At 61.7% G+C, this 22,859-nt stretch carries 20 protein-coding genes; 17 read left to right on the forward strand and 3 right to left on the reverse strand.

The window, feature by feature from the left end:
* Nucleotides 1-54 precede the first annotated feature (54 nt).
* Entirely contained in the window at nucleotides 55-843 is a 789-nt protein-coding gene (gene map, locus BN1121_RS08275; RefSeq protein ID WP_005351040.1) for a type I methionyl aminopeptidase, read from the reverse strand.
* Nucleotides 844-1,163: 320 nt separating this feature from the next.
* Between map and rpsB the strand changes: the two genes are divergently transcribed.
* The 17 genes from rpsB to accA all read left to right on the forward strand — a co-directional run bounded on the left by rpsB (nucleotide 1,164) and on the right by accA (nucleotide 20,276).
* On the forward strand, nucleotides 1,164-1,892 hold the full coding sequence (gene rpsB / locus BN1121_RS08280) for a 30S ribosomal protein S2 (protein ID WP_005351041.1): 729 nt from the start codon (nucleotides 1,164-1,166) through the stop codon (nucleotides 1,890-1,892).
* Between the two features lie 104 nt (nucleotides 1,893-1,996).
* Nucleotides 1,997-2,878: a translation elongation factor Ts gene (gene tsf / locus BN1121_RS08285; RefSeq protein ID WP_005351042.1), complete on the forward strand. Its 882-nt coding sequence runs from the start codon at nucleotides 1,997-1,999 to the stop codon at nucleotides 2,876-2,878.
* A 70-nt stretch (nucleotides 2,879-2,948) separates the two neighbouring features.
* Complete coding sequence (gene pyrH / locus BN1121_RS08290; RefSeq protein WP_005351043.1) at nucleotides 2,949-3,683, forward strand: UMP kinase; 735 nt, start codon at nucleotides 2,949-2,951, stop codon at nucleotides 3,681-3,683.
* A gap of 44 nt (nucleotides 3,684-3,727) precedes the next feature.
* The gene (gene frr / locus BN1121_RS08295) at nucleotides 3,728-4,285 is read left to right on the forward strand and encodes a ribosome recycling factor (RefSeq protein WP_005351044.1); all 558 of its coding nucleotides are present in this window, start codon (nucleotides 3,728-3,730) and stop codon (nucleotides 4,283-4,285) included.
* A 72-nt stretch (nucleotides 4,286-4,357) separates the two neighbouring features.
* Nucleotides 4,358-5,134: a polyprenyl diphosphate synthase gene (gene uppS, locus BN1121_RS08300; RefSeq protein ID WP_005351056.1), complete on the forward strand. Its 777-nt coding sequence runs from the start codon at nucleotides 4,358-4,360 to the stop codon at nucleotides 5,132-5,134.
* 24 nt (nucleotides 5,135-5,158) lie between these two features.
* Nucleotides 5,159-6,007 carry a phosphatidate cytidylyltransferase gene (locus BN1121_RS08305; RefSeq protein ID WP_005351072.1) on the forward strand — a complete coding sequence of 283 codons (849 nt, stop codon included), beginning with the start codon at nucleotides 5,159-5,161 and terminating at the stop codon, nucleotides 6,005-6,007.
* A gap of 8 nt (nucleotides 6,008-6,015) precedes the next feature.
* Nucleotides 6,016-7,203, forward strand: coding sequence for a 1-deoxy-D-xylulose-5-phosphate reductoisomerase (gene ispC / locus BN1121_RS08310; RefSeq protein ID WP_005351075.1), 1,188 nt, complete (start codon nucleotides 6,016-6,018; stop codon nucleotides 7,201-7,203).
* Entirely contained in the window at nucleotides 7,203-8,555 is a 1,353-nt protein-coding gene (gene rseP, locus BN1121_RS08315) for a sigma E protease regulator RseP (RefSeq protein ID WP_043597650.1), read from the forward strand. The genes ispC and rseP overlap by 1 nt, the downstream gene beginning before the upstream one ends.
* A 34-nt stretch (nucleotides 8,556-8,589) precedes the next feature.
* Complete coding sequence (gene bamA, locus BN1121_RS08320; RefSeq protein ID WP_005351076.1) at nucleotides 8,590-11,124, forward strand: outer membrane protein assembly factor BamA; 2,535 nt, start codon at nucleotides 8,590-8,592, stop codon at nucleotides 11,122-11,124.
* 110 nt (nucleotides 11,125-11,234) lie between these two features.
* Nucleotides 11,235-11,741 carry an OmpH/Skp family outer membrane protein gene (locus BN1121_RS08325; RefSeq protein WP_005351077.1) on the forward strand — a complete coding sequence of 169 codons (507 nt, stop codon included), beginning with the start codon at nucleotides 11,235-11,237 and terminating at the stop codon, nucleotides 11,739-11,741.
* A 13-nt stretch (nucleotides 11,742-11,754) separates the two neighbouring features.
* Nucleotides 11,755-12,780, forward strand: coding sequence for a UDP-3-O-(3-hydroxymyristoyl)glucosamine N-acyltransferase (gene lpxD / locus BN1121_RS08330; protein WP_005351079.1), 1,026 nt, complete (start codon nucleotides 11,755-11,757; stop codon nucleotides 12,778-12,780).
* An 18-nt stretch (nucleotides 12,781-12,798) separates the two neighbouring features.
* A complete protein-coding gene (fabZ, locus tag BN1121_RS08335; RefSeq protein WP_005351081.1) occupies nucleotides 12,799-13,260 on the forward strand; it encodes a 3-hydroxyacyl-ACP dehydratase FabZ in 462 nt (153 codons plus the stop codon).
* A gap of 2 nt (nucleotides 13,261-13,262) precedes the next feature.
* On the forward strand, nucleotides 13,263-14,054 hold the full coding sequence (lpxA, locus tag BN1121_RS08340) for an acyl-ACP--UDP-N-acetylglucosamine O-acyltransferase (protein ID WP_005351083.1): 792 nt from the start codon (nucleotides 13,263-13,265) through the stop codon (nucleotides 14,052-14,054).
* Nucleotides 14,047-15,186, forward strand: coding sequence for a lipid-A-disaccharide synthase (gene lpxB, locus BN1121_RS08345; RefSeq protein ID WP_005351085.1), 1,140 nt, complete (start codon nucleotides 14,047-14,049; stop codon nucleotides 15,184-15,186). Before lpxA ends, lpxB begins: the two co-directional genes overlap by 8 nt.
* A gap of 42 nt (nucleotides 15,187-15,228) precedes the next feature.
* Nucleotides 15,229-15,822 carry a ribonuclease HII gene (gene rnhB / locus BN1121_RS08350; RefSeq protein WP_005351087.1) on the forward strand — a complete coding sequence of 198 codons (594 nt, stop codon included), beginning with the start codon at nucleotides 15,229-15,231 and terminating at the stop codon, nucleotides 15,820-15,822.
* A gap of 9 nt (nucleotides 15,823-15,831) precedes the next feature.
* Nucleotides 15,832-19,311, forward strand: a complete 3,480-nt coding sequence (gene dnaE, locus BN1121_RS08355; protein WP_005351089.1) for a DNA polymerase III subunit alpha — start codon at nucleotides 15,832-15,834, stop codon at nucleotides 19,309-19,311.
* 14 nt (nucleotides 19,312-19,325) lie between these two features.
* The gene (gene accA / locus BN1121_RS08360; protein ID WP_005351091.1) at nucleotides 19,326-20,276 is read left to right on the forward strand and encodes an acetyl-CoA carboxylase carboxyl transferase subunit alpha; all 951 of its coding nucleotides are present in this window, start codon (nucleotides 19,326-19,328) and stop codon (nucleotides 20,274-20,276) included.
* A 56-nt stretch (nucleotides 20,277-20,332) separates the two neighbouring features.
* Here the strand turns inward: accA and BN1121_RS08365 are convergent, their stop codons facing one another.
* Together BN1121_RS08365 and BN1121_RS08370 are read right to left on the reverse strand one after the other, a co-directional pair.
* Entirely contained in the window at nucleotides 20,333-21,694 is a 1,362-nt protein-coding gene (locus BN1121_RS08365) for an MATE family efflux transporter (protein ID WP_005351098.1), read from the reverse strand.
* A 97-nt stretch (nucleotides 21,695-21,791) separates the two neighbouring features.
* Nucleotides 21,792-22,697 (reverse strand): LysR family transcriptional regulator, encoded by a 906-nt coding sequence (locus BN1121_RS08370; protein ID WP_005351101.1) that lies wholly within the window; start codon nucleotides 22,695-22,697, stop codon nucleotides 21,792-21,794.
* Nucleotides 22,698-22,859: the final 162 nt, after the last annotated feature.

Consider the following 22,859-nt stretch of genomic DNA (forward strand, 5'->3'; position numbering starts at 1 on the left):
TTGCGTACTCGGTAACAGGGATAAAAAAACCGGCCTGGGGGCCGGTTTTCGATGTTATCCGTGTTTGATGACCCGGTCGAGGGCTTCGCCCTCGCGCAGGGTCAGTACCTCACAGCCATCCTCGGTGACCAGCAGGGTGTGCTCCCACTGGGCGGAGTCGCCGCCGTCCTTGGTGGTCACGGTCCAGCCATCCTTGGGGTTGACCTTGCAGTGGTGCTTCTTGGTGTTGATCATCGGCTCTATGGTGAAACACATGCCGGGTTTGAGCTCCATCTTGCCACCATTGCGATAGTGCAGGATCTGCGGCTCTTCGTGGAACTCTTTACCGATACCGTGGCCGCAGTAGTCGCGCACCACGGAGAAGCCCGCCTGTTCGGCGATAGGCTGGATGATGGCGCCGATCTCGCTGATGCACATGCCCGGGCGCACCTGGCGAATGGCAGCATAGAGGCTATCTTGCGCCGTCTTGCAGAGCTGGCGACGCAGAGGGGTGGTCTGGCCGATAACGAACATGGCGGAGGTGTCGCCGTGGTAGCCATCCTTGATGACGGTGATATCCAGATTGACGATGTCACCCTCGCGCAGCTTCTTGTGGTTCGGGATGCCGTGGCACACCACCTCGTTGACCGAAGTACAGATAGACTTGGGGAAACCGTGGTAGTTGAGGGGGGCCGGAATGGCCTGCTGCACGTTGACGATATGCTCATGGCAGAGGGTATTGATCTCGTCGGTGGTGACGCCCGCCTTGACGTGGGGGGCAATCATTTCGAGCACCTCGGCGGCCAGGCGGCCGGCGACGCGCATCTTTTCCATCTCTTCGGGGGTCTTGATCTTGGCAGTCATGGCTTCTCTCTAGGCCACCCCATGGGGGAGGCAATTGAAAATTGTATGCGTTTGCAAGCGGTTGTAAATTTTATCCGCATCCCCCCCCGACTTCCAGCGTGATTCTCATCACATCTCATCTCGGCTCTCGCCCCCCCTTGCCCCCATGCCAAGGTGGTGTTTTGCTCAGGGATATGGTATAAAGCGCGCCGAACTCGGGTCTCTTCCGGGTTCTTCACCTTAACTTAAACACCACACACACATCGACACCTGTGCCGGGGTGCCCCTTACGGGTCGGTCACATGGGATGTGTGGAGGCCTAACCCCAATAGAGGTATAAAATGGCTAAAGTTTCTATGCGCGACATGCTGCAGGCTGGCGTTCACTTCGGTCACCAGACCCGTTACTGGAACCCCAAGATGAAATCCTACATCTTCGGTGCTCGTAACGGCGTTCACATCGTCAACCTCGAGAAGACTGTTCCGATGTTCGACGATGCCATGAACTTCCTGAGCTCCACCGCTGCCAAGAAGGGCAAGGTACTGTTCGTTGGTACCAAGCGTGCCGCCGCTGAAGCCGTTAAAGAGTCCGCTACCCGTTGCGACCAGTTCTATGTGAACCATCGCTGGTTGGGCGGTATGCTGACCAACTGGAAGACCGTTCGTCAGTCCATCAAGCGTCTGAAAGATCTGGAAACCCAGTCCCAGGACGGTACCTTCGACAAGCTGACCAAGAAAGAGGCGCTGATGCGTACTCGCGAAATGGACAAGCTGGAGAAGAGCCTGGGCGGTATCAAAGACATGGGCGGCCTGCCTGACGTTCTGTTCGTGATCGACGCCGAGCACGAGCACATCGCCATCAAGGAAGCCAACAACCTGGGTATCCCGGTTATCTCCGTAGTTGATACCAACTCCAACCCGGACGGCGTAGACTACATCATCCCGGGTAACGACGACGCGATCCGTGCCGTACAGCTCTACCTGAACGCTGCCGCTGACACCGTTCTGGAAGCCCGTGAGCAGGACATCGTTGTTCAAGCCGAGAAAGATGGCTTCGTTGAAGCTGAGTAATTGATAAGGTCTGCAAAGCCCTTATTAACCAAGCTGAACACATTGGTTGGCAGGGGCCCTTATGGCCCCTGTTTTTTGTCAATTCAAGACCGAGGATACTGGACATGGCAAACATTTCTGCCGCCCTGGTAAAAGAACTGCGCGAGCGCACCGCCGCTGGCATGATGGACTGCAAAAAAGCGCTGGAAGAAGCCAACGGTGATATCGAGCTGGCTATCGAAAACATGCGCAAATCCGGTCAGGCCAAGGCCGCCAAGAAAGCCGGTCGTATCGCCGCCGAAGGCGTGATCTTCGCCCGTACCGAAGGCAACGTTGCCGTCATGATCGAGCTGAACTGCGAGACTGACTTCGTTTCCAAGGATGCCGGCTTCCTGGCCATGGGTCAGAAGATCGTCGAGATCGCGGCTACCCAGAAGATCGCTGACGTTGACGCCCTGAAGGCTGCCGACTTCGGTAACGGTGAGTCCGTAGAGCTGACCATCACCAACCTGATCGCCAAGATCGGTGAGAACATGAACCTGCGTCGCGTGATGCTGGTTGAAGGTGACAACCTGGGTACCTACGTTCACGGCGCCCGCATCGGTGTTATCACCAAGCTGGTTGGCGGTACCGACGAGCTGGCCAAAGATCTGGCCATGCACGTTGCTGCCAACAGCCCGCAGTTCGTCAAGCCGGAAGACGTGTCCGCTGAAGTCGTTGCCAAAGAGCGCGAGATTCAGATCGACATCGCCATCAACTCTGGCAAGCCGAAAGAGATCGCCGAGAAGATGGTTGAAGGCCGCATGAAGAAGTTCACCGGTGAGGTTTCCCTGACTGGTCAGCCGTTCGTGAAGGATCCTTCCATGACCGTTGCCGAGCTGCTGAAGAAAGAAGGCGCTGACGTTGTTTCCTTCACCCGTTTCGAAGTGGGCGAAGGCATCGAGAAGCAGGAAACCGACTTCGCTGCCGAAGTTGCTGCTCAGATCGCGGCCGCTCAGAAGGCCTAATCGAACCGGTTTTACCGTTCTCCGGACCGCGACATCTGTCGCGGTCTTTATATGACCAGGAATCACTCCCATGAGTACCAATCCCAAGCCTGCATACAGACGTGTTCTTCTCAAGTTGAGCGGTGAAGCCCTGCAAGGAGCAGAAGGTTTCGGTATCGATCCGACCGTACTGGATCGCATGGCCCAAGAGATCAAGGAGCTGGTTGAGCTGGGTGTGCAAGTCGGTCTGGTCATCGGTGGCGGCAACCTGTTCCGTGGCGCCGGCCTTGCCAAGGCGGGAATGAACCGCGTGGTGGGCGACCACATGGGTATGCTGGCGACCGTGATGAACGGCCTGGCCATGCGTGATGCCCTGCATCGTGCTTATGTGAATGCCCGTCTCATGTCTGCCATCTCCCTGCAGGGGATCTGCGACTCCTATGCTTGGGCCGAGGCGATCAGCCATCTGCGCGCCGGCAAGGTCGTGATCTTCTCTGCCGGTACCGGCAACCCCTTCTTCACCACCGACTCGGCGGCCTGTCTGCGTGGCATCGAGATCGAAGCCGACGTGGTGCTCAAGGCCACCAAGGTCGATGGTGTCTACAGCGATGATCCGGTTAAGAATCCTGACGCCGTGATGTATCATGAGCTGGGTTATGACGAGGTGCTCGACAAGGAGCTCAAGGTCATGGATCTTGCCGCCTTCACCCTGGCTCGCGATCACGACCTGCCGATCCGCGTGTTCAACATGAACAAGCCCGGTGCGCTGCGTCGCGTGGTCATGGGTGAGCCGGAAGGCACCCTGATCCACCACATCGCAAAATAAGACTGTTCGGGTCCACTACCCACGAACTACAAGGAAATACCACCGTGATCAACGAGATTAAAAACGACGCCAAGGAGCGCATGCAGAAAAGCGTGGATGCGCTCAAGTCCCAGATGTCCAAGATCCGCACCGGTCGTGCCCATCCGAGCCTGCTCGATGGTATCCAGGTCGAGTACTACGGTTCTGCGACCCCGCTGAAGCAGCTGGCCAACGTGGTGGCAGAAGACTCTCGTACCCTGGCGCTGACCGTGTTCGACCGCACCATGATCCAGGCCGTCGAGAAGGCGATCATGAGCTCGGATCTGGGCCTGAACCCGGCCACCGCCGGCACCACCATGCGCATCCCCCTGCCGCCGCTGACCGAAGAGCGTCGTCGCGATCTGACCAAGGTGGTGCGTGCCGAAGCAGAAAATGCCCGCGTGGCCGTGCGTAACATCCGTCGCGATGCCAACGCCGATCTGAAGGCCCTGCTCAAGGATAAAGAGATCTCCGAGGACGACGACCGTCGTGCCCAGGACGATATCCAGAAGCTGACCGATGCCTTCGTCAAGCTGGTGGATGAAGCCCTGGCTGCGAAGGAGAAGGAGCTGATGGAAATCTAAGGCTCCGAAAGGTATATTACGAGCGCCGTGCAGTGCCCCTGTGCGGCGCTTTTCTGTTTGTGGGAGATATGAATGTCGCTTTCGGCTGCAGTCGGTGAGATTGCCAACCAGAGTCTGCCCCGCCATGTGGCCATCATCATGGATGGTAATGGACGCTGGGCCCAGAGCCGCGGCAAGATGCGCGTGCATGGGCACAAGGCCGGGGTCAAGTCGGTACGCGACGCCGTTTCGTTTGCCGCACGGGCCGGCATGCAGGCTCTCACCCTGTTCGCCTTCTCCAGCGAGAACTGGCGCCGCCCCGCAGGGGAGGTGAACGCCCTGATGGAGCTGTTTATGTTGGTGTTGGGGCGTGAAGTCGACACCTTGCATCAAAATGGCATCCGTCTGCGAGTCATTGGCGATACTCGTCGCTTCAGCGACCGCCTGCGCGACAAGATTGCCAAGGCCGAGGCGCTGACCGCCAACAACCCGGGGCTTACCCTTAACATCGCTGCCAACTATGGTGGTCAGTGGGACATTGCCCAGGCGGCACGCCGCATGGCCGAAGAGGTCGCCGCCGGTCGTCTGGCGTGCGATCAGATCACTGAGGAAAGCTTCACCCATTTTGTCTGTATGGGCGATCTTCCGCCGGTCGATCTCTTGATCCGAACCGGGGGCGATCACCGTATCAGTAATTTCGTGCTCTGGCAGATGGCCTATGCCGAACTCTACTTTACCCCCGTCCTGTGGCCCGATTTCGACGAGCAACAGTTTAGCGAGGCCATTGCCTCCTTCGTCAGCCGTGAGCGCCGTTTTGGCTGTACCGGCGAGCAGATCCGCGCCCTCATCGCCGACCGAAAGACCGGTTGAGCGTTTCCCGAGAGAGGAACTCTTTTGCTAAAACAACGCATTATTACCGCACTCCTGCTGATCCCCCTGGTCTTCGGGGCGCTCTTCTTTCTCCCTATTAAATGGTTTGCTCTGCTCCTTGCCGGTGTCTTTGTCCTGGCCAGCCAGGAGTGGGGGGCCTTTGTCGACGCCCGTTTGCGTCACCCCGTCTCTTTGCTGCTCTGTGTGCTGCTCGGTCTGACCCTCTTGTGGCAGCCGGTCGACCGGCTCTGGTCGCCGGATCTGGCATCCTTGCCCACCAGCATGCTCTATCTTTCTGCCTCCTGGTGGCTGCTGGCGCTACTGCTGGTGGTGCGCTATCCCGGCTCCGCCGCCCTGTGGCGCCACTCCCGCTGGCTCAAGACCCTGTTCGGTGCCGCCACCCTGATCCCCTTCTTCTGGGCTCTGCTGTCCCTGCGTAGCGTCAACATCTGGCACGACAGCGCGACCGGCGCCTGGCTGCTGCTGTTTGTGATGGGGCTGGTGTGGGCGGCGGACTCGGGCGCCTACTTCTGTGGCCGTGCCTTTGGCAAGCGCAAGCTGGCTCCCGCCGTCAGTCCGGGCAAGACCCTGGAGGGGATGCTGGGAGGATTGCTCTGCTCCGCCGGACTGGCCGTGACGGTCGCCTGGTGGCAGGATGCCGACAGCCAGCGAACCCTGGTGGTGCTGCTCAGCAGCCTGCTGGCGGTGCTTGCCTCCGTGTTGGGGGATCTCAGCGAGAGCATGTTCAAGCGTGAGGCGGGACTGAAAGACTCAGGCGCCCTGCTGCCGGGCCACGGTGGCGTGCTCGATCGCATCGACAGCCTGACGGCCGCCTTGCCGGTCTTTTTGCTCAGCTACCTGCTGCTTTCCTAGGAGCCTGCATGGAAAACCTGGTGATTCTGGGCGCCTCCGGCTCTATTGGTCAGAGCACCCTCAAGGTGGTCCGCCAGCACAGGGCGCGCTGGCAGATCCTGGCGCTGACCGCGGCGCGCAGTGTCGATGCCATGGTGCGCGACTGCCTCGAGTTTACTCCCCGCTTCGCGGTCATGGTCGATGAGCTGGCCGCCGGTGAACTGGCCGGTCGCCTGCGTGCCCATGGCTGTGAGACGCGGGTACTCAGTGGTGAGCGCGCCCTGTGCGAAGTGGCCGCTCACCCCGATGCCGATAGCGTGATGGCCGCCATCGTCGGTGCCGCTGGGCTGCCTGCCACCATGGCGGCGGTGTGCGCCGGCAAACGGGTGCTGCTGGCCAACAAGGAATCCCTGGTGATGTCGGGCGCCCTGTTTATGGAGGCGGTGCGCGCCCACGGGGCCACCCTGCTCCCCATCGACAGCGAACATAACGCCATCTTCCAGAGCCTGCCGCTCGAGGTGCAGGGGAATCTCGGCTTCTGCGATCTCGAACGTGCCGGGGTGAGCAAGATCTTGCTGACCGGCTCCGGCGGACCGTTTCGTTACCGTGAGGTAGAGAGCCTGCATGGCGTGACCCCCGAGGAAGCGATCGCTCACCCCAACTGGTCCATGGGCCCCAAGATATCGGTCGATTCGGCCACCATGATGAACAAGGGGCTCGAATATATCGAGGCCCGTTGGCTCTTCAACGCCGCCCCCGAACAGATCCAGGTGATCATCCACCCCCAGTCGGTGATCCACTCCATGGTGCAGTACAAGGATGGCTCTGTGCTGGCCCAGCTCGGCAACCCGGACATGTGTACCCCCATCGCCCACGCCCTGGCCTATCCAACCCGTGTCACCTCGGGCGTGGAACCTTTGGATTTTTTCAGTGTCGGAGAGTTCAGTTTCCTGCGCCCCGATGCGGCGCGCTACCCCTGCCTGCAGCTCGCCATCGAGGCGTGTGCTGCCGGTCAGGCGGCGACCACGGCCCTCAATGCCGCCAACGAAGTGGCGGTGGAGGCCTTCCTGCAGGGGCGGCTCGGCTTCATGGCCATCGCCGGCCTGGTGGAGCAGGCCTGCGAGCGCTTTGGCGGGGCAGTGGTTGGATCACTCGATGACTTGATGGCGCTCGATACCCAGGTGCGTCATCAGACACGGCAATGGCTGGAGGTGTAATGGGGTCTGTGCTTTGGAATATTGCGGCCTTTGTGGTGGCCCTTGGCATCCTGGTGGCGGTACACGAATTTGGCCACTTCTGGGTGGCGCGCCGCTGCGGAGTCAAGGTGGAGCGCTTTTCCATCGGGTTCGGGCGCGCCCTGTGGCGTCGGTTCGGCAAGGATGGGACCGAGTATGTGATCGCCATGATCCCGCTGGGCGGCTATGTGAAGATGCTCGACGGTCGCGTCGATGAGCTGAAGCCCGGTGATGAGCGTGTCGCCTTCAACCACAAGCCGGTGTGGGCCCGTATGGCCATCGTGGCCGCCGGTCCCTTCGCCAACTTCGTGTTTGCCCTGTTTGCCTTCTGGCTGATGTTTATGATCGGGGTGCCCGCGGTCAAGCCGGTGGTGGGGGAGGTGCGTCCCGCCTCCATCGCCGCTGAGGCCCTGCTCGAGCCGGGCATGGAGATCGTCGGTGTCAACGGTGAAGACGCCGGCGACTGGGAGTCGGTCACCTATGCCCTGCTCGAGCAGCTTGGCGAGTCTCACCTCACCCTCTCCCTGAAACAGAAGGGAGCCGACTATGCGGTGACCCGTGAGCTCAACCTCACTCAGTGGCAGTTTGACCCGGACAAGGAGTCTCCTGTCACCAGCCTGGGTATTGTCCCGCTGGGCGCTCAGGTGCTGCCCGAAGTGGCCACAGTGGTGGCCAAGGGGGCGGCCGAGCGGGCGGGTCTGTCGGTTGGCGATCGACTGATGGCCCTCGACGGTCAACCGCTGACCCACTGGCAAGAGTTTGCCGATGCGGTGCGCAAGGCGCCGGGGCAGACCCTCTCTCTTGAGGTGGCTCGCAATGGTGAGCGTCTCTCCTTGACCATGGTGCCCGATAGCCGCAAGGTAGACGGCGTCGAGATGGGATACGTGGGGATCGCCCCCAAGGTGGTTCCATTACCGGATGAGTACCGGACTCTGCTACAGTATGGCCCTCTGCAGGCCCTGTGGCATGGCCTGCTCAAGACCTGGGATCTCATCGGGCTCACCTTCAACATGCTGGGCAAGTTGATCGGCGGTATCGTATCCCTCGACAATCTGAGCGGCCCCATCTCCATTGCCAAGGGGGCCGGCAGCAGTGCCGACTATGGTCTGGTCTATTTTCTGGGCTTCCTGGCCCTCATCAGCGTCAACCTGGGGATCATCAACCTGTTCCCCCTGCCGGTGCTCGATGGGGGACACCTGCTCTACTTCCTCATCGAGGCGGTGCGTGGACGCCCTGTCTCGGAGCGGGTGCAGGAGATTGGTTTCAAGATTGGTGCCGCCATTCTGGTGGCGCTGATGGGAATTGCGCTGTTTAACGACTTCGCCCGTCTCTGAGCGGCGGGCATCAACAAGGACACATAAGAACAAAATGGCCGTGAAAAATGCTTTGGTCTTGAGCTGCCTGCTGGGGGCTTCCCTGGCGGTCCATGCAGCTCCCGCCTCCTTCACCGTTCAGGATATCCAGGTTGAGGGTCTGCAGCGTGTCACTCTGGGTGCCGCCCTGCTTAACTTGCCGATCCGGGTTGGCGATCAGGTCGATAGCCTGGCCCTGGCCGCGGCCATCAAGAAGCTCTATGCCACCGGTAACTTCGAAGACGTCAGGCTCTACCGGGATGGTCGTGTGCTGATGGTCGAGGTGAAAGAGCGTCCGACCATCGCCAGCATCGAGTTTTCCGGCAACAAGGACATCAAGGAAGAGCAGCTCAATCAGACCCTGGAGTCCTCCGGCATTCGGGTTGGTGAGCCGCTCGACCGTACCATGCTGAGTTCCCTCGAGAAGGGACTGGAAGACTTCTACTACGGCGTCGGCAAGTATTCGGCCAAGGTAAAGGCCATCGTCACCCCGCTGCCGCGCAACCGGGTTGACCTCAAGCTCACCTTCGTCGAAGGGCAAGCGGCCAAGATCCAGCAGATCAACATAGTCGGTAACCAGGTCTTCCCGGAAGACAAGCTGATCGCCCAGCTCTCCCTGCGCGACGAAGTACCCTGGTGGAACTTCACCGCCGATCAGCGCTATCAGAAGCAGAAGCTGGCCGGTGACATCGAAACCCTGCGCTCCTACTACATGGATCGCGGTTATATCCGCTTCCAGCAGGATTCCACCCAGGTCTCAATGACCCCGGACAAGAAGGGTGTTTACGTCACCCTCAACATCAAGGAAGGGGCTCAATACAAGGTCTCCGGCGTCCAGCTCAAGGGCGATCTCATCGACCGTGGCGGCGAGATGAAGGGGCTCATTCCCATCGAGGCCGGCAGCGTCTACTCTGCCAGCCAGGTGACCCATACCGAAGAGGTGCTCTCCAAGTTCCTCGGTCGTTACGGCTATGCCTATCCCAAGGTGGCCACCTTCCCGCAGATCAATGACGAGACCAAAGAGGTCGAGCTCATCGTCAACGTGGAGCCGGGTCCGCGCGTCTATGTACGCAACATCAACTTCACCGGTAACGCGACCACCCAGGATGCGGTGCTGCGCCGCGAGATGCGTCAGATGGAGGGCACCTGGCTCTCTTCCGACAACGTCGAGCAGTCCAAGACCCGTCTCAACCGTCTCGGCTACTTCGAGAGCGCCGAGGTCGAGACCAAGCGCGTGCCGGGCAGCGACGATCAGGTCGATCTGGACTTCAAGGTCAAGGAGCAGCCGGCCGGCTCTATCAACGCCGGTATCGGTTACGGTACCGAGTCGGGGCTGAGCCTGCAGGCGGGCCTGACCCAGGACAACTTCCTCGGCACCGGCAAGCGGGTGGGGATCAACGCCAGCACCAATGACTACTCCAAGAGTGTCGATCTGAGCTACACCGACCCCTACTTCACCGTAGACGGGGTCAGCCTGGGCGGGCGTGTCTACTACAACCAGTTCCGTGCGAAGGATGCCGACATCGTCGACTACGAGAACGAGACCGTAGGTTTTCGTCTCTCCAGCGGTTTCCCGGTCAACGAGGAGAACCGTCTGGACTTCAGTACCGGTGTCGAGAGCACCAAGCTGAGCCGCCCGAGCTTCAACGAGGCCAACTATCAGCAGTGCGTGAAGGATAACAACGGGGATCCCAACGGCTGGTGCTGGAACGAGTTCAACAACAACCGCCAGTCGGTGCAGATGGACCAGTTCTGGGATCAATACTCCACCGACGGTCAGAACCTCGACTTCCTGACGGTGGATCTCACCGCTGGTTGGACCCGCTCCACCCTCAACAAGGGGATGTTCCCGACAGCGGGTGATCGCCAGCGTTTCAACGCCAAGGTGACCGTGCCCGGGATGGATCTGCAGTACTACAAGCTCTCCTTCGATGATGCCCACTACTTCCCGATCGATGCGGATCACAAGTGGGTGATGATCGGCAAGGCTCGGGTCTCCTACGGTGATGGCTACGGCTCCACCGGACAGGACAAGGATCAGATGCTGCCCTTCTTCGAGCACTACTATGCCGGTGGCTTCGATACTATTCGCGGCTTCAAGAGCAACTCGGTCGGTCCCAAGGCGATCTACAAGACTTACAACAAGCCGGCCAATGCCGGGGGCTCGCCCATCTTTACCGGTAATTACGAAGGCTCCAACACCTCGGTCGGGGGTAACGCCCTGGCGGTGGCCTCGTTCGAGCTGGTCTTCCCGACCCCGTTCGTCTCCGAGACCTACGCGCCGCAGATCCGCTCCACCGCCTTTATCGATATGGGCAGCGTCTGGGATACCGACTTCGACAACAGCCTCTACCCCTGCGGTGCGGGTCTGGACTGCAACTATGCCACCCAGGATTATTCGGATCCGGCAAACGTGCGTGTCTCGGCCGGCGTCTCGCTGCAGTGGCTCTCGCCCATGGGCCCGCTGGTCTTCTCGCTGGCCAGGCCCATCAAGAAATATGAAGGGGACAGAACCGAAGTCTTCTCCTTCAATATCGGCCGTACCTTCTAACCAAGCAAAGGCCTTTGGGGCGCCCTCGGGCGCCTCGATAACAAGGCGGCATATTTGCCGCAGCACGTGGTTTGACAGTTCACCCTGTTCACAGGGAATGAGGAGTTAGTGTGAATAAAGTACTGAAGACGGCCGGTCTGACCCTGGCCCTGATGACCCTTGGTATGGGTAGTGCCATGGCTGACACCAAGATCGGTGTGGTGGACATGGAGCAGGTGTTTCAGCGTCTTCCCCAGCGCGAGCAGGTGACTGCCCAGCTCAAGCGTGAGTTCGAACCCCGTGTCCGTGAGCTGCAAAAGCTCGAGGAGGAGGGCCAGAAGCTGGTCGAGAAGTTCCGCAAGGACGAATCCTTCATGAGCAAGGATCAGAAGAAGCAAAACCAGGAGAAACTGGCAAAGCTGCAGATGGAGTTTAACCAGAAGCGTCAAGCCTTCGAGCAGGACAACGCCCGTCGTCAGGGTGAAGAGCGCTCCAAGATCCTCAAAGACGTCAAGGTGGCCATCGACCAGATCGCCCGTGACGGCGGTTACGACCTGATCCTGGAGAACAATGCAGCCCCCTTCTCCTCCAGCAAGCTGGACATCACCACCCAGGTTATCTCCAAGGCAAGCAAGTAAGAGCATCTGATTAATGGCATTCACTCTCGCACAACTGGCCCAGCGTCTGGGTGCCCAGGTCCACGGAAACGCAGACCTGGAGATTCGCAAGGTAGCGACACTGGAAAAGGCAGGGGAGGGAGAGATCTCCTTCCTCTCCAACAAGAAGTACCGTCAATACCTGGAGCAGACCAAGGCGGCCGCGGTGCTCATCACCGAGGCGGACCTGCCGTTCTGCCCGACCAACGCGCTGGTGCTGAAAGACCCGTACGTCGGCTTCGCCCGCGTGGCCCAGTTGCTGGACACCACGCCACAGCCGGCCACGGACATCCACCCGAGCGCGGTGATCGCCGCAGACGCTCAGTTGGGCGAGAGGGTTTCCATCGGTGCCAATGCGGTCATCGAGTCCGGCGTGGTGCTGGGCGACGATGTGCGCATTGGCCCAGGCTGCTTCGTCGGCAAGAACACCAAGTTGGGTGACCGCTCCCGTCTGTGGGCGAACGTCACCCTCTATCATAACGTGACCATGGGCAGCGATTGCCTGGTCCAATCGGGCACCGTCATCGGCGCCGACGGCTTCGGCTACGCCAACGAGCGTGGCGAGTGGATCAAGATCCCCCAGCTCGGCGGCGTGACCATCGGCAACCGGGTCGAGATCGGTGCCTGCACCACCATAGACAGGGGTGCGCTGGAAGATACCCGCATCGCCGACAACGTCATCATCGACAACCAGTGCCAGATCGCCCACAACGTGGAGATCGGCTACGGCACCGCAGTGGCGGGCTCGACCGTGATGGCCGGTAGTCTCAAGGTCGGTAAATACTGTATCATTGGCGGCGCTTCCGTCTTTAACGGGCACATGGAGATCTGCGACCAGGCCACCGTCACCGGTATGGCCATGGTGATGCGTCCCATCACAGAGCCCGGTGTCTACTCCTCCGGCATCCCCCTGCAGACTAATAAAGAGTGGCGCAAGACCGCCGCCCGGGTGATGCGTATCGAGGAGATGCACAAGCGGTTAAGCAAGCTTGAGAAGAAGCTAAGCGACGACGAACAGTAAAACGATAGGGTTATTCCTTTGACACAAGAAGCTAAACGCCTGGATATCCAGGAGATCATGGGGCTGCTGCCGCACCGTTATCCGTTTCTGATGGTGGATCGGGTTGAAGATTACGAGATCACCGAGGAGCGCAAGACCCTGCGCGCCATCAAGAACATCTCGTTCAACGAGCCCATCTTTCAGGGACACTTCCCGGCCAAGCCGGTCTTCCCCGGTGTGCTGATCCTCGAAGCCATGGCCCAGGCCACCGGCATCCTGGCCTTCACCATGGTGGGCAAGCCCTCCCCCAATGAACTCTACTACTTCGCCTCTATCGACAACGCCCGCTTCAAGCGCCCGGTCGGCCCCGGTGATCAACTGGTGCTGGACGTGGAGTTCTTGAAGGAGCGTCGCGGTATTGCCAAGTTCACCGGCGTCGCCACCGTCGACGGTGATGTGGTCTGTACCGCCGAGTTGATGTGCGCCAAACGCGAGATTTAATAGTGACTGACCAGACTGCCATCATTCACGAAACCGCCATCGTCCATGAGTCTGCCGTCATCGGAAAAGGGGTCGAAATCGGCCCCTTCACCGTCATCGGCGCCGAGGTGACGATCGGTGACAACACCTGGGTAGGCTCCCATGTGGTGATCAAGGGCCCGACCAAGATTGGTAGCGGCAACAAGATCTTCCAGCACACCTCTATCGGTGAGGATTGCCAGGACAAGAAGTACGTCGGTGAGCGCACCTTCCTCGAGATCGGCGACAACAACGTCATCCGCGAGAACTGCACCTTCCACCGTGGCACCACCCAGGACCAGAGCCTGACCAAGGTGGGCAGCGGTAACCTGTTCATGGTGAACGTGCATGTGGCTCACGACTGCATCATCGGTGACAACTGCATCTTCGCCAACAACGCCACCCTGGCGGGCCATGTGCACATCGGTGACTTCGTGATCTTCGGCGGTCTCTCTGCCATTCACCAGTTTGGTCGCGTCGGCTCCCATGCCTTCGTCGGTGGCTGCGCCGCCCTCAACAAGGACGTGCCGCCCTACGTGATGGCTGCCGGCAACTACGCCAAGCCGTTCGGGGTCAACTCCGAGGGGCTGCGTCGTCGCGGCTTCAGCGGTGACGCCATCCTGGCGGTCAAGCGCGCCTACAAGGAGATCTACCGCTCCGGCAAGACCATCGAAGAGGTGGTGCCTGTGCTCGAGGAGATGGCCAAGGCAGAGCCGGCGGTCCAGCTCTATGTGGATTTCCTCAAGGGCAACGAGCGCGGGATCATCCGTGCCTGATCCCATCCGCATCGGCATCGTCGCCGGAGAAGTCTCCGGCGACATCCTTGCCGCGGGTCTGGTGCGCGAGATCAAGGCGCGTTACCCGGATGCCGTGTTCGAAGGCATCGCCGGACCGCGCATGCAGGCGCTCGGGGTCAAGGCCCTGTTCGAGATGGAAGAGCTGGCCGTCATGGGCATCAGCGAGGTGCTGGGCCGTCTGCCGCGCATCCTCTCGGTGCGCCGCCAGCTGCTGCGCCACTTCATCGACAACCCGCCGGATCTCTTCGTCGGCGTCGATGCCCCCGATTTCAATATCGGCGTGGAGCTCAAACTGCGCCGCGCCGGTATCAAGACGGTGCACTACGTCAGTCCCTCCGTCTGGGCCTGGCGTCAGAACCGCATTCACAAGATCAAGGCCGCCACCGACCTGGTGCTCGCCTTCCTGCCGTTCGAGAAGGCCTTCTACGACCGCTTCGACGCCCCCTGCCGCTTCGTCGGTCACACCATGGCCGATGACATCCCGCTGGTGCCGGATCAGGCGGCGGTGCGCCGGGCGCTGGGCATCGATGCCAATCGTCGCTGGTTGGCGGTGCTGCCCGGCAGTCGCCAGGCTGAGGTGGGCTTCATGTCGCCGCTGTTTCTCGAGGCGTGCAAGCACCTGACGGTGCGCTACCCGGATCTCGGCTTCCTGGTGCCTCTGGTCAACGAGCGGCGGCGCGAGCAGTTTATGGCCCTCAAGGCCGAGGTCGCGCCCAGCCTCGACATGGTGCTGCTCGACGGCCAGGGCCGCGAGGCCATGATCGCCGCCGACGTGGTGATGCTCGCCTCCGGCACCGCCTCGCTTGAGGCCATGCTGGTGAAAAAACCCATGGTGGTGGGCTACAAGCTCAAACCCTTTAGCTATTGGCTGGCCCAGCGGCTGGTGAAGACAGAATTCGTCTCCCTGCCCAACCTGTTGGCCGGTCGCATGCTGGTGCCCGAGCTCATCCAGCACGAGTGCACTCCCGAAAACCTGGTGGAGGCGGTGAGCAACTATTTCGAGCACGACAACCGCGCGCTCATCAACACCTTCACCGAGTTGCACCAGCTGATCCGCTGCAACGCCGATCACCAGGCCGCCGAGGCGGTACTGGGGCTGATCGGTCGATAAACAGTGGCGCAGCCTGGCTGCGCCCTCTCTCAAGGTAATACCATGACCATCGAGATCCCGAGCAACCTGATCGTCGCCGGCGTGGACGAAGTGGGTCGCGGCCCCCTGGTGGGTGACGTGGTCACCGCCGCCGTGATCCTCGACCCGAGTCGCCCCATTGCGGGCCTCAACGATTCCAAGAAGCTCTCCGAGAAGAAGCGCCTGGCCCTGTTTGACGAGATCAAGGAGAAGGCGCTGGCCTTTGCCATCGGCCGCGCCACCCCCGAGGAGATCGACCAACTCAATATCCTGCACGCCACCATGCTGGCCATGCAGCGCGCCGTGGCGGGGCTGTCGGTCACCCCCGAGCTGGTCTTTATCGACGGCAACCGCTGCCCTGGCTTACCGATGGCCGCGCGCGCCGTGGTCAAGGGGGACAGCCTGGTGCCCGCCATCAGCGCCGCCTCGATCCTGGCCAAGGTGACCCGGGACGCCGAGATGGCAGCGCTCGACGCCCGCCATCCCGAATATGGCTTCGCCCGCCACAAGGGGTACCCTACGCCTGAGCACCTCGCCATCCTGGCCGAGCGTGGGCCCCTGTCCGAGTATCGCAAGAGCTTCAAGCCGGTACGCCGGGCCTTAGGGCTGGAAGAGTAAGGAGAGAGCATGGCTGAACCCCGTTTCGTACACCTGCGCGTCCACTCCGATTTCTCCATGGTGGACGGCCTGCAGAAGATAGGGCCCATCGTCTCGGCCGCCGCCGCCGACAATATGGCCGCCCTGGCCCTGACCGACCAGATGAACATGTGCGGTCTGGTGCGCTTCTATGGCTCGGCCCACGGCAAGGGGCTCAAGCCCCTGGTCGGCGCCGACTTCTGGGTCCAGAGCAGTGAACTCGGCGACGAGCAGTTTCGTCTCACCCTGCTCGCCATGGACAACGACGGCTACCAGAACATCACCTTGCTCATCTCGCGCGGCTACCTGCGCGGCCACGTGCAGGGGCGCCCGGTCATCGACAAGGCCTGGCTCGCCGAGCACGCCAAGGGGGTGATCGTCCTCTCCGGCGCCCGCGAGGGGGACGTGGGCAAGTTCCTGCTCAAGGGCAACCGCCTGATGACGGAGCGCTGCCTCGCCTTCTATCAGGAGCACTTCCCCGACGCCTACTACCTCGAGCTGATGCGTACCGAGCGCAGCGACGAGGAGGTGTACCTCCATATGGCGGTGAATCTCGCGACCGAGTTCGACCTGCCGGTGGTGGCCACCAACGAGGTGGTGTTCCTCAGCGAAGAGGACTTCGACGCCCACGAGATCCGGGTCGCCATCCACGACGGCTACACCCTGGACGACAAGCGTCGCCCGCGCCGCTACAGCAAACAGCAGTACTTCAAGAGCCAGGCGCAGATGCTGGAGCTGTTTGCCGACATTCCCGAGGCCCTCGAGAACACGGTGGAGATCGCCAAGCGTTGCAACGTCACCGTGCGCCTCGGTGAGTACTTCCTGCCCAACTTCCCGACCGGGGAGATGAGCACCGAAGACTTTTTGGTGATGAAATCCAAAGAGGGCCTCGAGGAGCGTCTCGAGTTCCTCTTTCCCGATCCGGCGGTGCGGGCCGAGCGCCGCCCCGAGTACGACGATCGCCTCGACATCGAGCTCAAGGTGATCAACCAGATGGGCTTCCCGGGTTACTTCCTCATCGTGATGGAGTTTATCCAGTGGTCCAAGGATAACGGCATCCCGGTGGGGCCGGGCCGGGGCTCGGGGGCGGGATCCCTGGTGGCTTACGCCCTCAAGATCACCGATCTTGATCCACTCGAATTCGATCTGCTGTTCGAACGTTTCCTGAACCCCGAGCGGGTCTCCATGCCCGACTTCGACGTCGACTTCTGTATGGACAGGCGCGATCAGGTGATCGAGCACGTGGCCGAGATGTACGGCCGGGATGCGGTCTCCCAGATCATCACCTTCGGCAGCATGGCGGCCAAGGCGGTGGTGCGCGACGTCGGTCGGGTGCTGGGTCATCCCTACGGCTTCGTGGATCGCATCTCGAAGCTCATTCCGCCCGATCCCGGCATGACGCTCGCCAAGGCGTTCGAGGCCGAGCCCAAGCTGCCCGAGCTCTACGAGCAGGACGAAGAGGTCAAAGACCTCATCGACATGGCGCGCCGCCTGGAAGGGGTGGTGCGTAACGCCGGCAAGCACGCCGGTGGTGTGGTGATCGCCCCCACCAAGATCACCGACTTCGCGCCGCTCTATTGCGACGATGAGGGGCATCACCCGGTCACCCAGTTCGACAAGAACGACGTGGAGTACGCGGGCCTGGTGAAGTTTGACTTCCTGGGGCTGCGAACGCTGACCATCATCGACTGGGCGCTCGGCATGATAAATCCGCGCCTGGCCAAAGAGGGCAAGCCACCGGTCGACATCGCCGCGATTCCGCTCGACGATGCCCCGTCGTTCGCCATGCTCAAGCGCTTCGAGACCACTGCTGTGTTCCAGCTCGAATCGCGCGGCATGAAGGATCTCATCAAGCGGCTGCAGCCCGACTGCTTCGAAGACATGATCGCCCTGGTGGCCCTGTTCCGTCCGGGCCCGCTTCAGTCGGGCATGGTGGACAACTTCATCGACCGTAAGCACGGCAACGAGGCCATCTCCTATCCGGACGAGAAGTGGCAGCACGAGAGCCTGAAACCGATTCTGGAACCGACCTACGGCATCATCCTCTACCAGGAGCAGGTGATGCAGATCGCCCAGACCCTGGCGGGCTATACCCTCGGCGGCGCAGACATGCTGCGCCGCGCCATGGGTAAGAAAAAGCCCGAGGAGATGGCCAAGCAGCGGGCCGGCTTCGAGGAGGGGGCGGTCCAGAACGGGGTCGATGGCGAGCTGGCGATGAAGATCTTCGATCTGGTGGAGAAGTTCGCGGGTTATGGCTTTAACAAGTCGCACTCCGCCGCCTATGCCCTGGTCTCTTATCAGACCCTCTGGCTCAAGGCCCACTTCCCGGCCGAGTTCATGGCTGCGGTGATGACCGCCGACATGGACAACACCGACAAGATAGTGACGCTAGTTGACGAGTGCCAGCGCATGGGGCTGACCGTGATACCGCCGGATGTGAACACCGGCCGCTACCGCTTCAGCGTCAACGAGGATGGCCACATCGTCTATGGCATCGGTGCGGTGAAGGGGGTGGGGGAAGGGCCCATCGAGGCACTGCTCGAGGCCCGTGACAAGGACGGCCCGTTCCGCGATCTGTTCGACTTCTGTAACCGGGTCGACATCAAGAAGATCAACAAGCGGGTGATGGAGAAGCTCATCTACTCCGGCGCCATGGACCGGCTCGGTCCCCACCGCGCCGCCCTGATGGCGACCCTGGAGGAGGCGATGCGCGCCGCCGACCAGCACGCCAAGGCGCAGGCGGTGGGGCAGGTCGACATGTTTGGCGTGCTCACCGAGGAGGTGGACGACGTCAAGAAGGCGTTCGCCAACGTGCCCCAGTGGCCCGACAAGGTGTGGCTGGAGGGGGAGCGTGAGACCCTCGGTCTCTACCTGACCGGTCACCCCATCAACCAGTACAGCGGCGAGTTGCGTCGCTATACCTCGGGCCGGTTGTGCGATCTGCATCCGACCGACCGGGACAAGGTGACCACGGCCGCGGGGCTGGTCATCGCCGCGCGTACCATCATCACCAAGCGTGGCAACAAGATGGGCATCATGACCCTGGATGACAAGTCCGGTCGCCTCGACGTGACCCTGTTTAGCGAGGCGCTGGATCGTTACGAGGCGCTGCTGGAGAAAGACCGGATCCTGGTGGTATCGGGACAGGTCAGCTTTGATGACTTCTCCGGTGGCCTTAAGATGTCTGCCCGCGAAGTGCTGGGCATCGATGAGGCGCGTGAGCGGTTTGCTCGCGCCATCCGCATCTTTATCGACGAGACGCGGATCGATGAGCGTTTTTTCCAGCGTTTTACCGAGATTTTGGAGCCCGCCCGTGCCGGAGTCTGTCCGGTTCAGGTACACTACCGTCGCCCCGGAGCACGGGGACGATTGACACTCGGTACCGAGTGGCGGGTGACCCCCACCGATCAACTGATGGATGACCTGAGAGTCCTGCTGGGGCGGGACCGGGTGGAATTGGTTTTTGAATAGAGGTTTTAGGCCCTATGAGTCTTTTTCTGGATTTTGAACAGCCGATTGCCGAGCTGCAGGCGCAGATCGATGAACTCAAGCATGTGAGCGAGCACAACAAAGCCGTTAACCTGAACGACGAGATCCGCCGGTTGGAGAAGAAAAACGAAGAGCTGACCAAGAAGATCTTCTCCGATCTGGGTGCCTGGCAGGTATCCCAGATGGCGCGCCATCCCCAGCGCCCCTACACCTTCGACTACATCGAACACATCTTCACCGAGTTCGATGAGCTGGCGGGCGATCGCGCCTATGCCGATGACAAGGCCATCGTCGGCGGTATCGCCCGTCTCGACGGCGAGCCGGTCATGGTCATTGGCCACCAGAAGGGGCGCGAGACCAAGGAGAAGATCAAGCGCAACTTCGGCATGCCGCGTCCCGAGGGGTATCGCAAGGCCCTGCGCCTGATGAAGATGGCCGAGCGCTTCAAGATGCCGGTCATCACCTTCATCGACACCCCGGGCGCCTATCCGGGCGTGGGGGCCGAGGAGCGTGGCCAGTCCGAGGCCATTGCCCGCAACCTCAAGGAGATGGCTGGCCTGACCGTCCCGGTGATCTGCACCGTGATCGGTGAAGGTGGCTCGGGCGGCGCCCTGGCCATCGGCGTGGGCGATCGCGTCAACATGCTGCAATATTCCACCTATTCGGTCATCTCGCCGGAAGGGTGCGCCTCCATCCTGTGGAAGAGCGCCGACAAGGCCTCCGTGGCGGCCGAGGCCATGGGCATCACGGCCCCGCGTCTGAAGGAGCTGAAACTCATCGACGCCGTAGTCGAGGAGCCCCTCGGCGGTGCCCACCGCGACGTGGAGAAGATGGCGGCCAGCCTCAAGGCGCGCATCAAGCAGGATCTCGACGCCCTGCGCCCGCTCGACAACGAGCAGCTGCTCGAGCAGCGCTACCAGCGCCTGATGAGCTACGGCTACTGCTGATGTTCATAGAGAAAGCCCCCGCATTGCGGGGGCTTTTTTTTATCGGTCGATTGGACTCAGTGGGCGGGCAGGGGGCGCGGCGAGGGTTGCCTCAGGGCCAGCCACTCGCGCCACAGCAGGAAGAGGAGTGGTGTAGCCAGCACGGCCACTGTGGTTGGCTGTGCCAGCAGCACCCCCTTGAGACCAAACAGCAGCGGCAGGCCGACGATGAGGGGGATGAGCAGCACCGTCTTGGTTACCGTCAGGGCCAGCGCCGGTCGGGGTCGGTCCATCGCCTGCAGCAGCACTATCCCCATCAGCTCCAGCCCCTCGAGGGGCATCGCCATCAGGTTGATCGTGAGGCTGCTCACCGCCGCGGCGAGCACCGCCGGGTCGCCGTCGCCGAGGAAGGCGAGCGCCACCTGCTGCGGGAAGAGGTGGATGAGGCCCCACATCAGCAGGCCATAGCCGAGGGTGACGCGCAGGGCCATCTTCATCAGGAAGCGCACCTCGTGACGGCGCCCGGCGCCGACGGCCTGACCGACCAGAGGCTGAATACCGAAGGCGAGTCCCTGCAGGATCACCACGAAGATGGCCTCCATGTACCCCGCCACCGTATAACCGGCCACGTCATGCACGCCGCCGTAGGCGAGCAGCTGGGTATTGTGCAAAAAGAGCAGCACCCCCACGTTGAGCTCGGCTACCAGGGTCGGGGCGCCGGCCAGCAGCAGGGTGCCGGTGCCGCGTCGGCGCGGCCGCAGATCCCCAAGGTGCAGTCGCAGTCGGGCGTGGCGGCTGAAGAAGTAGCCAAATCCGAGCACAGTGACGATAGCCTCGGTGAGCAGTATGGCCTGGGCCGCCCCCACCAGGCCCAGATCGAGCCAGACCACAAACAGGGTGTTAAAACCGATGTTGAGCAGGCCGCCGAGCATGGTCAGCGCCATGGCCAGTCGCGGCCTGTCGTCGTTACGCAGCAGATAGGGGATCGCCAGGTTGGTGCCGAGCAGCAGGGCGCCGCCACCGATCCAGGCCAGGTAGTCGCGGGCATGCGACCAGGCCGGATGCTCCGGGGTGAGACCGAGCAGCCCCAACCAGTGATCGAGGAAGGGCACGATGGCCAGCGGGGCGAGCAGGCCAAGCAAGAGCAGCAGCCAGAGGCAGCTGACCAGGGCGTGGCGCGCCTCCTTGGTGCGGTGCGCCCCCAGATGGAGCGAGATGCGGGTGGCCGCTCCCATGGCGATCATGGCGGCCAGGCCGATGAGGACCATGATGATGGGATAGACCAGGTTGACGGCCGCGAGGCCCGCGGCACCGACGAAGTGGCCGACGAAGATGCCGTCCACCAGGTAGTAGGAGGCCGGCACTATCATGGCGAGGACAGAGGGGAGGGCGTAGTGCCAGAAGCGACGGCGCAGGGCACTGGGATTGAGGGTAGACACGAGGAGACCTCTTGATCGAACGACAGGAGGTCACGAGTCTAATTGATTAGATTTTTATGATAATCCCGCTTTTTCTTGATGCATTAGTGAATTTGGCTCACTTATTGTTGCGCGCTTTGAGCATATCGATGAGGCACCTGAGCCCCTTTCCCAGCTGATGTCGGCTGGGATAATAGAGACAGAAGCCCTCGAAGGTGGGGCTCCAGGGCTCCAGCACACTCACCAGGCGACCGGCCGCCAGATCGGTTTTAACCTCCTCCTCCGGGCAGTAGACCAGCCCAAGCCCGTCCAGTGCCGCCTTGAGATAGAGGGTCGGCGTGCTGGTGGTCAGCGGGCCATCCACTTCCAGCTCCAGCAGGGTTCCGCCATCGACGAAGGCCCAGCGGTAGTGATGGGTTGCACTCAGGCGATAGCCAATGCAGGTGTGTTCGGCCAGCTCCCGCGGGTGCTGCGGGACGCCGCGGCGCGCCAGATAGTCGGGAGAGCCCACCACCAGATAGCGCTGCGGCCGGCTGTCGAGTGAGACCGCGACCAGCTCCTGCGGCATCATATCGCCGTAGAAGAGGGCGGCATCGAAGCCATCTTCGATGAGGCGGGGCATCAGCTCTTGCTCAACCACCTCGACTCGCATACGGGGGTAGCGGAGCAGGTACTCGGCGAGCACGGGCGCGAGCAGCTCCTCGATGGCGGCGCGTGGGGCGCTGATCTTGAGACGCCCGACCGGCTCGCCAGTGTCCTCAAGCAGCTCCTCGAGGGCAGAGGAGAGGGTGTCCAGGGTGGGCAGCAGCCGGCCGAGCAGCTGGGCTCCCGTCTCGGTCGGGACCACGGCCCGGGTGCTGCGCTGTAGCAGCCGCACGCCGAGGCGCTGCTCCAGTCCCTTGAGGCTGTGGCTGATGGCGGAGGGGGAGACCCCCAGCTCGGTGGCGGCGCGGCTGAAGCTGCGATGGCGGGCGACGGCGGCGAACACCGCCAGCTCGGCCAGATCCTGGCGTGTGATGGTCATGAATATCCTGATGAATGCGTGACATCTGCGGGGGACACGGAGCGCCGCCGGCCCCCCGTCGTGGCGAGCGACGCCGCCTTGCGATCACAGCAGGGGCCGCCGCATGGGAAGGAGAGTATCTCTCTGTGTCTCTGGGGAATAAAGCCCGATATGTTCAGCGCA

It is taken from the genome of Aeromonas diversa CDC 2478-85, assembly GCF_000819805.1.
In the GTDB taxonomy this organism is placed as follows: Bacteria; Pseudomonadota; Gammaproteobacteria; order Enterobacterales; family Aeromonadaceae; genus Aeromonas; species Aeromonas diversa.

Coding starts and splice junctions, on each gene's coding strand:
- rnhB (WP_005351087.1), top strand. CDS start 15,229: ATGACCATCGAGATCCCGAGCAACCTGATCGTCGCCGGCGTGGACGAA.
- bamA (WP_005351076.1), top strand. CDS start 8,590: ATGGCCGTGAAAAATGCTTTGGTCTTGAGCTGCCTGCTGGGGGCTTCC.
- tsf (WP_005351042.1), top strand. CDS start 1,997: ATGGCAAACATTTCTGCCGCCCTGGTAAAAGAACTGCGCGAGCGCACC.
- BN1121_RS08370 (WP_005351101.1), bottom strand. CDS start 22,697: ATGACCATCACACGCCAGGATCTGGCCGAGCTGGCGGTGTTCGCCGCC.
- map (WP_005351040.1), bottom strand. CDS start 843: ATGACTGCCAAGATCAAGACCCCCGAAGAGATGGAAAAGATGCGCGTC.
- rseP (WP_043597650.1), top strand. CDS start 7,203: ATGGGGTCTGTGCTTTGGAATATTGCGGCCTTTGTGGTGGCCCTTGGC.
- pyrH (WP_005351043.1), top strand. CDS start 2,949: ATGAGTACCAATCCCAAGCCTGCATACAGACGTGTTCTTCTCAAGTTG.
- rpsB (WP_005351041.1), top strand. CDS start 1,164: ATGGCTAAAGTTTCTATGCGCGACATGCTGCAGGCTGGCGTTCACTTC.
- ispC (WP_005351075.1), top strand. CDS start 6,016: ATGGAAAACCTGGTGATTCTGGGCGCCTCCGGCTCTATTGGTCAGAGC.
- lpxD (WP_005351079.1), top strand. CDS start 11,755: ATGGCATTCACTCTCGCACAACTGGCCCAGCGTCTGGGTGCCCAGGTC.
- dnaE (WP_005351089.1), top strand. CDS start 15,832: ATGGCTGAACCCCGTTTCGTACACCTGCGCGTCCACTCCGATTTCTCC.
- uppS (WP_005351056.1), top strand. CDS start 4,358: ATGTCGCTTTCGGCTGCAGTCGGTGAGATTGCCAACCAGAGTCTGCCC.
- accA (WP_005351091.1), top strand. CDS start 19,326: ATGAGTCTTTTTCTGGATTTTGAACAGCCGATTGCCGAGCTGCAGGCG.